Genomic DNA, 13,020 nt, shown 5'->3' with positions numbered 1-13,020 from the left:
CGAACGCATGGCCATGACGGCGTCGGAAATCGAACGGCTCATCAAGGAAGCACTTCCCGACGCGACGGTCGACATCCGCGATCTCGCCGGCGACGGCGACCACTATGCCGCCAACGTCATCTCCGCCGCCTTCAAGGGCAAGACGCGCGTGCAGCAGCACCAGATGGTCTATGCGGCGCTGAAAGGCGGCATGGGCAACGAACTTCACGCATTGGCGCTGCAGACCAGCGCGCCGCAGGATTGAACCCGCCTTACGGCGAAGGAGAACGACAATGAGCGAGAACCCGGTCTTCGACCGCATCAAGAGCGAAGTGGCAAGCCAGGACGTGGTGCTCTTCATGAAAGGCACGCCGGTCTTCCCGCAATGCGGCTTCTCCAATGCCGTCGTGCAGGTGCTGACCTATCTCGGCGTCCCCTTCAAGGGCATCAATGTTCTGGAGGACGAGGAAATTCGCCAGGGCATCAAGGAATTCTCCGACTGGCCGACCATCCCCCAGCTCTATGTGAAGGGCGAATTCGTCGGCGGCTGCGACATCGTCCGCGAAATGTTCGAACAGGGCGAACTGCGCGACTACCTCGCGCAAAAGGGCATCGAGACGCAGGCGGCGTAACGCTCCGGCTCTCAGGCACCACCATTCCCGTCATGGCCCGGCTTGTCCGGGCCATCCACGTCTTGAACCGATCCAGGAAGAAAGACGTGGATGACCCGCCTGAAGCGGGTCATGACGAAATGGGAAACGCACAACAAAAAAGGCCGCTCTTTCGAGCGGCCTTTTCGTTTTGCGGTCAGCGCTGCGATTAGCTGCGCGAGTAGAATTCGACGACGAGGTTCGGTTCCATCTGCGCCGCATAGGGCACATCGGCGAAAGCCGGGATGCGGACGAACTTAGCCGTCATCTTGTCGTGATTGACTTCGAGATAGTCCGGCGTGTCGCGCTCGGCCGACTGCGCGGCTTCGAGAACCAGCGCAAGCTGCTTCGACTTCTCGCGCACTTCCACCACATCGCCCTCGCGGACGCGGTAGCTCGGCACGTTGACGCGCTTGCCGTTCACGAGCACATGGCCGTGGCTCACGAACTGGCGGGCGGCGAAGACGGTCGGCACGAACTTGGCGCGATAGACGACGGCATCCAGACGGCGCTCAAGCAGGCCGATCAGCAGCTCGCCCGTGTCGCCACGCAGGCGGTCGGCGTCCTTGTAGATGCCGCGGAACTGCTTTTCGGAAATATTGCCATAGAAGCCCTTGAGCTTCTGCTTGGCGCGCAGCTGCACGCCATAGTCCGAGAGCTTGCCCTTGCGGCGCTGGCCGTGCTGGCCGGGGCCATATTCGCGGCGGTTGACCGGGCTCTTCGGACGCCCCCAGATGTTTTCGCCCATCCGGCGGTCGATCTTGTACTTGGACTCCTGGCGCTTTGTCATCGCAGTTCCCTTGAAGGTCAAAAACTAAGGAAACGCGCCCTCCTTTGCCTTTTCCCCTTTCGGGGATCGAGGCCGACAGGGACCGGCTACAAGCGTCGCCATTCCCGCGGGTGCGTATTCAAATGAAGCGGGCCCCCGATAGGAGGGAGCCCGTTTCGAGGCGGTTTGTAGCGCGGGGGGCCGGGGGTGTCAAATGGCCCCGGTTCAGGCCTATTCCGTCGGCCTCTCGCCCTTCGGATATCGCCGCGTCAGCGAGGCGACGACGCCGCGCAGCGTCCGCACCTCCTGTTCGGTGAGGCCGGCCCGCTGGAACATGTTGCGCAGGTTCCGCACCATCGAGGGCCGCTTCTCCGGCGGCTTGAGGAAGCCGAACCGGTCAAGCTCGCCTTCCAGATGCTCGAAAAAGCCGATCAGCTCTTCCTTCCTCGCGGGCCGGGTCTGCAGATATTCGATCCGTGTCGCCTCCGTATCGTCCCCGGCCTTGAACCACTCATAGGACATGAGAAGAACGCATTGGGCGAGATTGAGCGAGGCAAAGGCCGGGTTCACCGGCACCATCATGATGGCATCGGCCAGCGCCACATCGTCATTCTCGAGCCCCGTGCGCTCCGGCCCGAACAGCAGCCCCGCCTGTCCACCCCCGGCGAAAGTCTGCCGCATCTGCCGCGCCGCCGTCTCCGGCGTCAGGATCGGCTTCACCATGTCGCGGCTGCGCGCTGTCGTCGCAACGACATAATCGAGATCGGCGACTGCCTCCGCCGTGGTGTCGAAAAGCCGCGCCCGCTCGATCACGAGATCGGCGCCGGAAGCCGCCGCATTGGCCCGCTCGTTCGGCCAGCCGTCGCGTGGCCTGACCAGCCGCAGGTCCGATAGCCCGAAATTCAGCATGGCGCGCGCCGCCGTGCCGATGTTCTCGCCAAGCTGCGGCGCGACGAGAATCACCGCCGGACCGGGCGTGACCGTAGCCTCCGATTTTTTCGTGCGATCCGTTCCGGCCATGCTGCCAATCTGCCGCTTTCCGTTGGGGGAACCATGCCCGCGAAGCTGGGCAGCCGGTCAATAGGCGATTGGCCGCCTTTAATCAATCGGCCTGCAATGTTATAGGGGTTAGGCTTGCATATGGCGGCTCGCCGCGCGATTCCGCCGTTTTCTGCCCAATTCCGTACCAGCTTCGAAGGACCCCCCATGCCGAAGATCAAAGTCGCAAATCCCGTGGTTGACCTCGATGGCGACGAGATGACCCGGATCATCTGGCAGATGATCAAGGACAAGCTGATCTTCCCCTATCTGGACCTGACGCTGGACTATTACGACCTCGGCATGGAGCACCGCGACGACACCGACGACAAGGTGACGGTCGACAGCGCCGAGGCGATCAGGAAATACGGCGTCGGCGTGAAATGCGCGACCATCACGCCGGATGAGGCCCGCGTCGAGGAATTCAAGCTGAAGAAGATGTGGAAGTCGCCGAACGGCACCATCCGCAACATTCTCGGCGGCACCGTCTTCCGCGAGCCCATCATCTGCCGCAACATTCCCCGCCTCGTGCCCGGTTGGACCGAGCCGATCGTGATCGGCCGCCATGCCTTTGGCGACCAGTACCGCGCGACGGATATCCGCATTCCCGGCAAGGGCAAACTCACCATGAAGTGGGTGTCCGAAGACGGCAAGGAGACGATCGAGGAAGAGATCTACGATTTCCCCGGCGGCGGCGTCGCGATGGGCATGTACAATCTCGATGACAGCATCCGCGACTTCGCCCGCGCCTGCCTGAAATACGGCCTCGACCGCGGCTACCCGGTCTATCTCTCGACCAAGAACACGATCCTGAAAACCTATGACGGCCGCTTCAAGAATCTCTTCCAGGAGATTTACGAAAAGGAATTCAAGGCCGATTTCGAAAAGGCCAAGGTGACCTACGAGCACCGCCTGATCGACGACATGGTGGCCTCGGCGATGAAATGGTCGGGCGGCTATGTCTGGGCCTGCAAGAACTATGATGGCGACGTGCAGTCGGACTCGGTGGCGCAGGGTTTCGGCTCGCTCGGCCTCATGACCTCCGTGCTGCTCACGCCCGATGGCAAGATCATGGAAGCCGAAGCCGCCCACGGCACGGTGACGCGCCACTTCCGCGCCCATCAGCGCGGCGAGGAAACCTCCACCAACTCCATCGCCTCGATCTTCGCCTGGACGCGCGGCCTCACCCATCGCGCAAAGCTCGACGGCAACGAGCCGTTGGCGAAGTTCGCCGCCACGCTTGAAAAGGTCTGCGTCTCCACCGTCGAGTCCGGCTACATGACGAAGGACTTGGCCCTCCTCGTCGGCTCGGAACAGTCTTGGCTCTCGACCGAAGGCTTCCTCGACAAGGTCGCCGCCAATCTCGACAAGGCACTCGCCAAGGCTGGGTGAGGGCCTTCCGGCTAGACGAAATAAAAATGGCCCGGAACTACCGGGCCATTTTTGTTTCCAAAGCCGTATCGGAAAATCAGGCAGCGCCCGCCAGCGCGCCGATGGCGCCGCGAACGGCCTCAAGCGCCGCATCGGCCTTGGAGGCATCCGGCCCGCCGGCCTGCGCCATGTCGGGCCGGCCGCCGCCGCCCGAACCGCCCATCGCCTTCGCCCCCGCCTTGACGAGTTCGACGGCGTTGAAACGCCCGGTGAGATCGGCCGTGACGCCGACCGCGATGGCACCCTTGCCGTCTTCGGAAATGGCAACGAAGGCAACGACGCCCGAACCGAGCTGCTTCTTGCCGTCATCGACAAGGCCGCGCAGATCCTTCGGGTTCACACCTTCGAGCTTGCGAAGTATCAGCTTCACGCCGCCCATTTCCTCGATCTGCGAACCGGCATCGCCGCCGGATGCGCCGCCGCCCATCGCCAGCTTCTTCCTCGCCTCGGCAAGCTCGCGCTCGAGGCGCTTGCGCTCTTCCATCAGCGAGACGACGCGGGCGGGCAGGTCTTCCGGCGCGATCTTCAGCGCACCGGCCGCTTCCTTCGCAATGCGCTCCTGCTGCGAAAGATAGGCGCGCGCGCCCTCGCCCGTCAGCGCCTCGATCCGGCGGATGCCGGAGGCAACCGCGCTCTCGCTCACGATCTTGAAGATTGCGATGTCGCCGACACGGCGTACATGCGTGCCGCCGCAAAGCTCCACCGAATAGGTGTGATTGTCCTTTGCATCGTCGACGCCCATGGCAAGCACGCGCACTTCCTCGCCATACTTCTCGCCGAACAGCGCCAGCGCGCCCGCAGCGATTGCATCGTCGGGCGTCATCAGCCGCGTCGAAACTTCCGTGTTCTGACGAATGATGCGGTTCACGATCGTCTCGACCTCGGCAATCTCCCCCACCGTCATCGGTTTCGGATGGCTGAAATCGAAGCGCAGCCGCTCCGGCCCCACCATCGAACCCTTCTGCGTGACATGGGGTCCGAGCACACGGCGCAGCGCCTCATGCACGAGATGCGTCGCCGAATGGTTCGCCCGCGTCGCATCGCGCAGCGCCTTGTCGACCTTCATTTCGACAATGCCGCCCACCGTCAGCCGCCCGCGCGCGAGCTTGCCGATATGGACATGCATGTCGCCGAGCTTCTTCATCGTGTCGATCACGGGAAATTCGGCACCATCCGCCGAGAAGATGATGCCCGTATCGCCGACCTGCCCGCCCGACTCGCCATAGAAGGGCGTCTGATTGGTGATGATCGCCGCTTCCTGCCCCGCCTCGACTGCATCGACCGGCTGACCGCCGACGAGCAGCGCCACGACCTTGCCTTCCGCGACCTCGCTTTCATAGCCGAGGAACTCGGTCGCGCCATGCGCCTCGCGCAGTTCGAACCAGACCGCTTCCGTCGCCTTTTCGCCCGAGCCCGCCCAGGCGGCGCGCGCATCCTGCCGCTGCTTTGCCATCGCGGCATCGAAGCCTGTCTGGTCGACGCTCATGCCGCGCGAACGCAGCGCATCCTGCGTGAGATCGAGCGGAAAGCCGTACGTGTCGTAGAGCTTGAACGCGACCTCGCCGGGCAGCACGCCCCTGCCGCCAAGCTGTTCGACTTCATCGTCGAGAAGCTTCAGCCCGCGCGCAAGCGTATCGCGGAAGCGCGTTTCCTCGAGCTTCAGCGTTTCGGTGACGAGCGCCTCGGCGCGGCGCAGTTCCGGATAGGCATCGCCCATCTGGCGCACAAGCGCCGGCACCAGCCGGTGCATCAGGGGATCGGCCACGCCGACAAGCTGCGCATGGCGCATGGCGCGGCGCATGATCCGGCGGAGCACATAGCCCCGGCCCTCGTTCGACGGCATGACGCCATCGGCGATGAGGAAGGAGGACGAGCGCAGATGATCGGCGATCACCCGGTGGCTCACCGCCTGGGCGCCGTCGGGATCGCTCTTCGAGGCTTCGGCAGAGGCGACGATCAGCGCCCGCATGAGATCGGTCGCGTAATTGTCGTGTGTGCCCTGCAGCACGGCGGCAATGCGCTCGAGCCCCATGCCCGTGTCGATCGAGGGCTTGGGCAGGTTCGCGCGCGTCCCGTCTGCATGCTGCTCATACTGCATGAAGACGAGGTTCCAGATTTCGATGAAGCGGTCGCCGTCCTGATCGGGGCTGCCAGGCGGGCCGCCCGGAATCCTGTCGCCATGATCGAAGAAGATTTCCGAGCAGGGTCCGCAGGGGCCGGTGTCGCCCATAGACCAGAAATTGTCCGAGGTCGGGATGCGGATGATCTTCGCATCGGGAAGGCCAGCGATCTTCTTCCAGAGATCGAAGGCCTCATCGTCCTCGGCATAGACGGTCGCCATCAGCCGGTCCTTCGGAATCCCGAATTCCTTCGTGATCAGCGTCCATGCGAACTCGATCGCCTCGGCCTTGAAATAATCGCCGAAGGAGAAATTGCCGAGCATCTCGAAGAAGGTGTGGTGGCGCGCCGTATAGCCGACATTGTCGAGATCGTTATGCTTGCCGCCCGCGCGCACGCATTTCTGTGCGCTCGCCGCGCGGACATAGGGCCGCGTTTCCTGGCCGGTAAACACATTCTTGAACGGCACCATGCCTGCATTGGTGAAGAGCAGCGTCGGATCGTTGTTCGGCACCAGCGGTCCGGACGGCACGGCCTCGTGCCCCTGCGCGCGGAAATAGTCCAGAAACTTGCGTCGGATCTCGTTCAGGCCGTCCATGGCTGCGCTCTGTCTGCTCAAGGTTCGGGGCCCTTCAAGGGGTCCCTCCGGCAAGCGGCAGCCACCGGCTATCCGCCCCGTTTCATTGATGAATATAGGCTGCCCGCTTTTACCTGTCGCCCGGCGGACTGTCCAGAAAGCCCCCGGCAGGGAGGAAAACGGAAAACGGCGCCGGAGGGTACCCGGCGCCGCCCATGCCCGGCCGGATGGCCGGAGCTAGAGAAACTTGTTCCGATCGGTCAGGCGGGCGTCAGGCGCTCGCCTCCATATCGCCATCCTCGATCTCGTCGGGGCTGACCTCTTCCAGAATCTTGTCGGCGATCAGGCCCGCATTCTGGCGGATTGCCGTCTCGATCTCGTTCGCCATGTCGGGGTTTTCGCGCAGGAACTGCTTGGCGTTCTCGCGCCCCTGCCCGATCCGCTGGCTGTTATAGGAGAACCAGGAGCCCGACTTCTCGACGATGCCGGCCTTGACGCCCAGATCGACGAGCTCGCCCATCTTGGAAATGCCCTCGCCATACATGATGTCGAATTCGACCTGCTTGAAGGGCGGGGCCACCTTGTTCTTCACCACCTTGACGCGGGTCTGGTTGCCGACCACCTCGTCGCGCTCCTTGATCGAGCCGATGCGGCGAATGTCGAGGCGGACGGACGCATAGAATTTCAGCGCATTGCCGCCCGTCGTCGTCTCCGGGCTGCCGAACATGACGCCGATCTTCATCCGGATCTGGTTGATGAAGATCACCATGGTGTTCGACTTTGAAATCGAGGCGGTGAGCTTGCGCAGCGCCTGGCTCATCAGCCGCGCCTGAAGGCCCGGCAGGCTGTCGCCCATCTCGCCTTCGAGTTCGGCCTTGGGCGTCAGCGCCGCGACCGAGTCGATCACCAGCACATCGACCGCACCGGAGCGGACCAGCGTGTCCGCAATCTCGAGCGCCTGCTCGCCGGTATCGGGCTGGGAAATCAGCAATTCGTCGAGCTGTACACCGAGCTTGCGGGCATAAATCGGGTCGAGCGCATGTTCCGCGTCGACAAAGCCGCAAATGCCGCCCTTTTTCTGGGCTTCTGCAATGGTCTGGAGCGCCAGCGTGGTCTTGCCCGAGGATTCCGGCCCGTAAATCTCGATCACGCGGCCACGCGGCAGCCCGCCAATGCCAAGCGCGATGTCGAGGCCGAGCGAACCGGTCGAAATCGCCTCGATCTCGACGATCTGCTCGTTCTTGCCAAGCCGCATGATGGAGCCTTTGCCGAACGACCGCTCGATCTGGCTCAGAGCGGCGTCCAGCGCCTTCTTCTTGTCGGATTCGTCTTTCACGAGGCTCACTACGTTCTTGGACATGCCGTTTTCCCCTTTAACCATCGCCCGCCGAGTCGCGCAATGCGCTCTTGACGGGACCGAGCGTACCCATTTTGTTCTCATTGGCAACAGATTTTTTAACCTATTGATTTTATTTATTTAATTAGATCATGTTCGCGCGACGTTCACGCGATCACAGCCCCCGCAGCCCCGCCAGAAGCTCAGTCAGGCAATAGGCCTCGCTCCGGCCCGCCGTGTCGATCCGCTGGCAGTCTTCGCTGAAGGGCCGGTAGTCCCGCGCCTCCACTTCGGCCCATGTCGGCGGCACATGTCCTGCTATATCGCCCTGCCGCACCTCGACGCGGGCGCGGTGCTCCGCCCGATCCGAACAGATGATTTCGATATCTGTAAAAGGCGCTCCGGCCCGTCGCGCCGCCCCGCGCCATGCTTCTCTGGTCACAGGCAACAGATTGACCGAATCCGCGATCACCACATGTCCAAGCCTGAGATTGTCTTCCGCAAGTGCGATGCCCGCCGCATAGCCGGCATCGGCTGCATCGTCGATGCCGAGAGACGAGCGCTTCAGCGCCTGCTCGATCGTATCGATGCGAATGTGAACGGCATCAAGTTCACGCGCGAGCGCCCTTGCAAGCGTCGTCTTGCCGCTGCCGGGCAACCCCGACAGGATGACGAGGAAAGCTGGTCGCCCCGCCCTCACTTCTTCCCCATCACGTCCTTCACGGCGGCGGCGAGCTGCTTCAGCGAGAAGGGCTTCGGCAGGAAGTGGAATTCCTGGTCGGGATCGAGGTTCTTCGCAAAGGCGTCTTCCGCATAGCCCGAGACGAAGATGATCGGCACGCCGGGCAGGACCGTCTTCAGCTCCCGCGCCATGGTCGGCCCATCCATATTGGGCATCACGACGTCCGATACGATGAGATCGATCCGGCCGTCATGCTCCTTCACGACCTCGAGCGCCACTTCGCCGCTTTCGGCCTGCAGCACCTCGTAGCCGCGTGTGGCAAGCGCGCGGGCGGCAAAGGTGCGCACCGCGTCTTCGTCTTCGACGAGCAGGATCGTTCCCTTGCCCGTGAGGTCCGTCGCTTCGGCGGGTGCTGCTGCGGCGGCGGCCGCCGCTTCGGCATCTGCGGCCTTGTCGGCCGCGGTTTCGACATAGCGCGGCAGATAGATGCGGAAGCTCGTGCCCTTGCCCACGGTCGAATAGGGGAAGATGAAGCCGCCCGTCTGCTTGATGATGCCATAGACGGTGGAGAGCCCGAGCCCCGTTCCCTTCGAGGGGTCTTTCGTCGTGTAGAAAGGCTCGAAAATCTTGCCGAGATTTTCCTTCGGAATGCCGGTGCCCGTGTCCGACACCTCGATCAGCACATATTCGGCATGCGGCATCAGCGGATGGTCGAGCGCGCGGCTGTCCGCCTCCGACACATTGGCCGTCCGGATGGTAAGCCGCCCGCCATCGGGCATCGCGTCGCGCGCATTGACGGCCAGATTGATGATGACCTGTTCGAGCTGGTTCTGGTCGACCTTCACAAGACCGAGATCGCGCCCGTGCACGATCTTGAGTTCGACCTTCTCGGTCAGCAGCCGCGCCAGCAGGTTCTGCAGTTCGGCCAGCGCATCGGTGAGCGAAAGAACCTTGGGCCTGAGCGTCTGCCGGCGCGAAAAGGCGAGCAGCTGCCGCGTCAGGTTCGCCGCGCGGTTCGCATTCTGCTTGATCTGCACCACATCGGCAAAGGACGGATCGCCCGCCTGATGCCGCACCAGCAGCAGATCGCAGAAGCCGATGATCGCGGTCAGCAGATTGTTGAAGTCATGCGCCACGCCGCCTGCAAGCTGGCCGACCGCCTGCATCTTCTGCGATTGCGCGAATTGCATCTCCAGCGATTTCTGTTCCGTCGCGTCGATCAGATAGACGACGATGGACGCCTCCGGCCCCATATCGACGCGGGCGGCATAAAGCTGTCCGACGCGATCGGGATTGCGCGCAAGCCGCACATCGACGGGTATGCCCGCAGGCCCTCCATTGCGCGCACTCTCCACCGCTTCGAGCACCGCCTGCCGATCCTCTTCCATCAGCAGGTCGACAAGCTGCGCCCCGCGCATCACTTCCGGCCCTGCATAGGCAACGAAGGAGCGGTTCGCATTGTCGATGCGCCCCTCGCCGTCGATCGTCGCAATGCCGACCGGTGCATTGTTGAAGAAGCGCGCAAACCGCATCTCGGCGTCGCGCGCCGTCTCTTCCGCCTTGTCTCCGGTCGTCCGGTTCAGCACCAGCGCAAAAATGCGCGCCGGACGCCGTGCCGCCTCCGCGACGCGCGTCCGAAGAATGCGCACCGGCAGCGCCTTGCCTTCCGCATCCCGCAGATCGACATCGAGCGGCGAGAGCTGCCCGCTCCGCTCTGCCTCGCCCTCCGCAAGCGCCGGCACTTCGCCAATGACGAGTTCGTCCAGCGTCGCCCGCCGCTCCGTCAGCTGCCTCGGCTCGACGCCAAGCCACTCACCAAGCCGCGCATTCATGAAGACGAGGCGTCCATCCGCCTCGGCGGCAAAGAAGCCGAACGGCGCATGTTCGATATAGGCAAGCGAGCGACCATGCCGTTTTTCTGCCGCCTGCGCGCGCTCGCGCTCCGCCGTGAGATCGCGGAACAGCCACACCGCCCCGCCCGATGCCCCGCTCAGCGGCCGCACAATGGCGCGGTAGATGCGCGCCGCATTGCGCGGGCCGATTTCGATGTCCTCTTCCGCCGCAAAGCCCGTCCGCGCCGCCTGTGCGAGGCGGAACGAAATCTCCGCTCCTTCGCCCCTGCCCGCCAGCAGCCTTTCGACCGGCACCACCCTGTTGCCGTCGAAGCCGCCCATGACGTCGCGCCAGGCGGTATTGGCGAAAAGCACCGTGCCGCGCCGGTCCGTCACATAGCAGGGGTCGGGAAGCGCGGTCAGCGCCTCTGCTGCAGCGGCGGGTGAACGGCTGAGCGCATCGGTCTGGCTGCCGGACAGCCCGTAAAGCGCCGCTCCGGCAATCGCCACAAGGCCAAGAGCGGTGAGAAGCCCGGGCAGACCGAAGGCATGAATCGAAAGCGTGTCGAGAAACGTCGTCACCATGCCGAGAGCGACAGCCGCGATCACGACCCAGCGGCGCGCAGGCAGCGAGCGCCAGCCTTCGGAATCGCGCCCGTCCTCATCCGCGCCGGGTACTATTTCGGTGTAATCGGCCGGCGTCTCGGCCATAAGCTGCTCCTGCGTCCACCCTGCAGGCCGAATCATTTCCGGCCGCGACCGCCAGTCATCTTAGCCTTAAGACGCATCACATATCCAATGACCTCGGCCACGGCCTTGTAGTGCTCGGGCTTCACTTCCTGGTCGATCTCGACAGTTGCATGAAGCGCACGGGCGAGCGGCGGGTTCTCGACGATCGGCACATCGTTTTCCTGGCCGATTTCGCGGATCTTGAAGGCGACGGCATCGACACCTTTGGCGACGACGACCGGCGCGCCCATGCCCTGCTCGTATTTGAGTGCCACGGCATAGTGGGTCGGGTTGGTGATGATGACGGTGGCGCCCGGCACGGCGGCCATCATGCGCTTGCGGCCGCGTTCCACGCGGATCTGGCGCAGCTTCGCCTTCACCGTCGGATCGCCTTCCATCTGCTTGTATTCGTCCTTCACTTCCTGAACGGTCATGCGCTGCTTCTTCATCCATTGCATGCGCTCGAACAGGTAGTCGAGAACGGCAACCACCGTCATGACGGCGATCACGCCGGCAAACATCTTCAGCGCCATGATCTGCACGACCGGCAGAAGCTGGATCACGTCCCACGTCATCATCAGCGCCAGCCGGTCGCGCTCCGGCCAGACGATGAGAAAGGAGACGATGCCCACGACGACGATCTTCACGATGCCCTTGGCGAGATTCATCAGGCTCTTCGGCCCGAAAAGGCGCTTCAGACCCTCCTTCGGCGAGATCTTGGAGAGCTTCGGCTTCATGTTTTCGGCGGTCAGCACCGGCGCATGCTGAATGAGATGGCCGATCAGCGCCGCCCCCGCAAGAATGCAGAGCGGGCCAAGCACGGCGCCGAATACATCCGTACCGATGCCAAGCCAGATGCGGCGCAAATGCTCGGCATCCATCGGTATCGATTCGGGATGCGCAAGAAAGATCGTGAGCGAGCCCATGATCGACGAGGCGGTTCCCGGCGCGAGCATCGCAATGGAAATCGCCGCGCCGAGCATCACGAACCAGGTGCTGATCTCCTGGCTCTTGACGAGGTCGCCTTTCTTGTGGGCTTCCTCCAGTTTTCGGTGTGTCGGTTCTTCTGTTTTTTCCGAATCGTCCTGATCGGCCATGGGCTTCCCTCCGGCCTATCCGACGAAAACGGAAATCGACTGCTCGAAATACTGCAGGAACCACGTCATCATGGCCGCCAGCAGAAAGAGCAGAAGCACGAAGCCGAGCATGATGTTCGCCGGCATCGCAATGAAGAAAATCTGGATCTGCGGCATCAGCCTCGAAAGAATGCCGATACCCACATAGAAGATGAGCCCGAATACGAGGAACGGGGCTGCAAGCTGCAGACCGATCTTGAACGAACCCGAAACCATCTGCACCGCGACCTGCGAGAAGTCGCCAACGGGAATCCCCTGCCCCGGCGCAAACAGATGATAGCTGTCGCGCATGGCGGCAATCAGCAGGTGGTCGAGATTGGTGACGAAGATCAGCGTCACGGCCGTCAGCGACAGGAAATTCGCAATCAGAACGCCCTGCTGGCCCTGCGTCGGATCGACATTCTGCGCGAAGGCAAGGCTCATCTGTAGCGCGATGATGTTGCCCGCGACATGAAGCGCGCTCATGACGATGCGCGCCGCGCCGCCGATGAATATGCCGACCGCCACTTCCGAAACGACGAGAAAGACCAGAGCCGCGATCGTGCCCGGCATCTCGCCATAGGTCGAGGCGACCAGCGGCATCATCACGAAGGTGAGGAGCAGCGCGAGAATAAGACGCACATTCGCCGGAATGCTTGTCTCGCCAAGCGCCGGCATCAGCATGATCATCGCCGCAAGCCGCGAGAAGATCAGCATGAAGGTAAACGCCGTTTGCGGCAGATACTCGATTGTTATCATGGCCG

At 63.1% G+C, this 13,020-nt stretch carries 11 protein-coding genes; 3 read left to right on the top strand and 8 right to left on the bottom strand.

The genetic code is table 11. From position 1 onward, the window contains the following. Nucleotides 1-7: 7 nt before the first annotated feature. Together ACK4FH_RS10150 and grxD are read left to right on the top strand one after the other, a co-directional pair. Nucleotides 8-244 (top strand): BolA family protein, encoded by a 237-nt coding sequence (locus tag ACK4FH_RS10150; RefSeq protein WP_409813211.1) that lies wholly within the window; start codon nt 8-10, stop codon nt 242-244. Between the two features lie 28 nt (nt 245-272). Then, nucleotides 273-611: a Grx4 family monothiol glutaredoxin gene (gene grxD, locus ACK4FH_RS10145; protein ID WP_409813209.1), complete on the top strand. Its 339-nt coding sequence runs from the start codon at nt 273-275 to the stop codon at nt 609-611. Nucleotides 612-798: 187 nt separating this feature from the next. Here the strand turns inward: grxD and rpsD are convergent, their stop codons facing one another. Further along, entirely contained in the window at nt 799-1,419 is a 621-nt protein-coding gene (gene rpsD / locus ACK4FH_RS10140) for a 30S ribosomal protein S4 (protein WP_409813207.1), read from the bottom strand. Between the two features lie 210 nt (nt 1,420-1,629). After that, entirely contained in the window at nt 1,630-2,418 is a 789-nt protein-coding gene (locus tag ACK4FH_RS10135) for an RNA methyltransferase (RefSeq protein WP_409813205.1), read from the bottom strand. 186 nt (nt 2,419-2,604) lie between these two features. Here ACK4FH_RS10135 and ACK4FH_RS10130 point away from each other — a divergent pair, with 186 nt between their 5' ends. Continuing rightward, the gene (locus tag ACK4FH_RS10130) at nt 2,605-3,828 is read left to right on the top strand and encodes an NADP-dependent isocitrate dehydrogenase (protein WP_409813203.1); all 1,224 of its coding nucleotides are present in this window, start codon (nt 2,605-2,607) and stop codon (nt 3,826-3,828) included. A 76-nt stretch (nt 3,829-3,904) separates the two neighbouring features. On the opposite strand, the gene alaS is transcribed toward ACK4FH_RS10130, so the two are convergent. The 6 genes from alaS to fliR all read right to left on the bottom strand — a co-directional run bounded on the left by alaS (nt 3,905) and on the right by fliR (nt 13,015). Beyond that, the gene (gene alaS / locus ACK4FH_RS10125; RefSeq protein ID WP_409813202.1) at nt 3,905-6,583 is read right to left on the bottom strand and encodes an alanine--tRNA ligase; all 2,679 of its coding nucleotides are present in this window, start codon (nt 6,581-6,583) and stop codon (nt 3,905-3,907) included. A 250-nt stretch (nt 6,584-6,833) separates the two neighbouring features. Then, nucleotides 6,834-7,922, bottom strand: coding sequence for a recombinase RecA (gene recA / locus ACK4FH_RS10120; protein ID WP_409813201.1), 1,089 nt, complete (start codon nt 7,920-7,922; stop codon nt 6,834-6,836). A gap of 151 nt (nt 7,923-8,073) precedes the next feature. Next, nucleotides 8,074-8,598 (bottom strand): AAA family ATPase, encoded by a 525-nt coding sequence (locus ACK4FH_RS10115; protein WP_409813199.1) that lies wholly within the window; start codon nt 8,596-8,598, stop codon nt 8,074-8,076. After that, the gene (locus tag ACK4FH_RS10110; protein WP_409813198.1) at nt 8,595-11,123 is read right to left on the bottom strand and encodes a PAS domain-containing protein; all 2,529 of its coding nucleotides are present in this window, start codon (nt 11,121-11,123) and stop codon (nt 8,595-8,597) included. The genes ACK4FH_RS10115 and ACK4FH_RS10110 overlap by 4 nt, the downstream gene beginning before the upstream one ends. A 32-nt stretch (nt 11,124-11,155) precedes the next feature. Then, the gene (gene flhB / locus ACK4FH_RS10105; RefSeq protein ID WP_409813196.1) at nt 11,156-12,238 is read right to left on the bottom strand and encodes a flagellar biosynthesis protein FlhB; all 1,083 of its coding nucleotides are present in this window, start codon (nt 12,236-12,238) and stop codon (nt 11,156-11,158) included. A gap of 15 nt (nt 12,239-12,253) precedes the next feature. Continuing rightward, on the bottom strand, nt 12,254-13,015 hold the full coding sequence (gene fliR / locus ACK4FH_RS10100) for a flagellar biosynthetic protein FliR (protein WP_409813194.1): 762 nt from the start codon (nt 13,013-13,015) through the stop codon (nt 12,254-12,256). Between the last annotated feature and the right edge of the window lie 5 nt (nt 13,016-13,020).

It is taken from the genome of Parvibaculum sp., assembly GCF_046297875.1.
Taxonomy (GTDB): Bacteria; Pseudomonadota; Alphaproteobacteria; order Parvibaculales; family Parvibaculaceae; genus Parvibaculum.
This window is presented reverse-complemented; position numbering and strand designations above follow the sequence as displayed.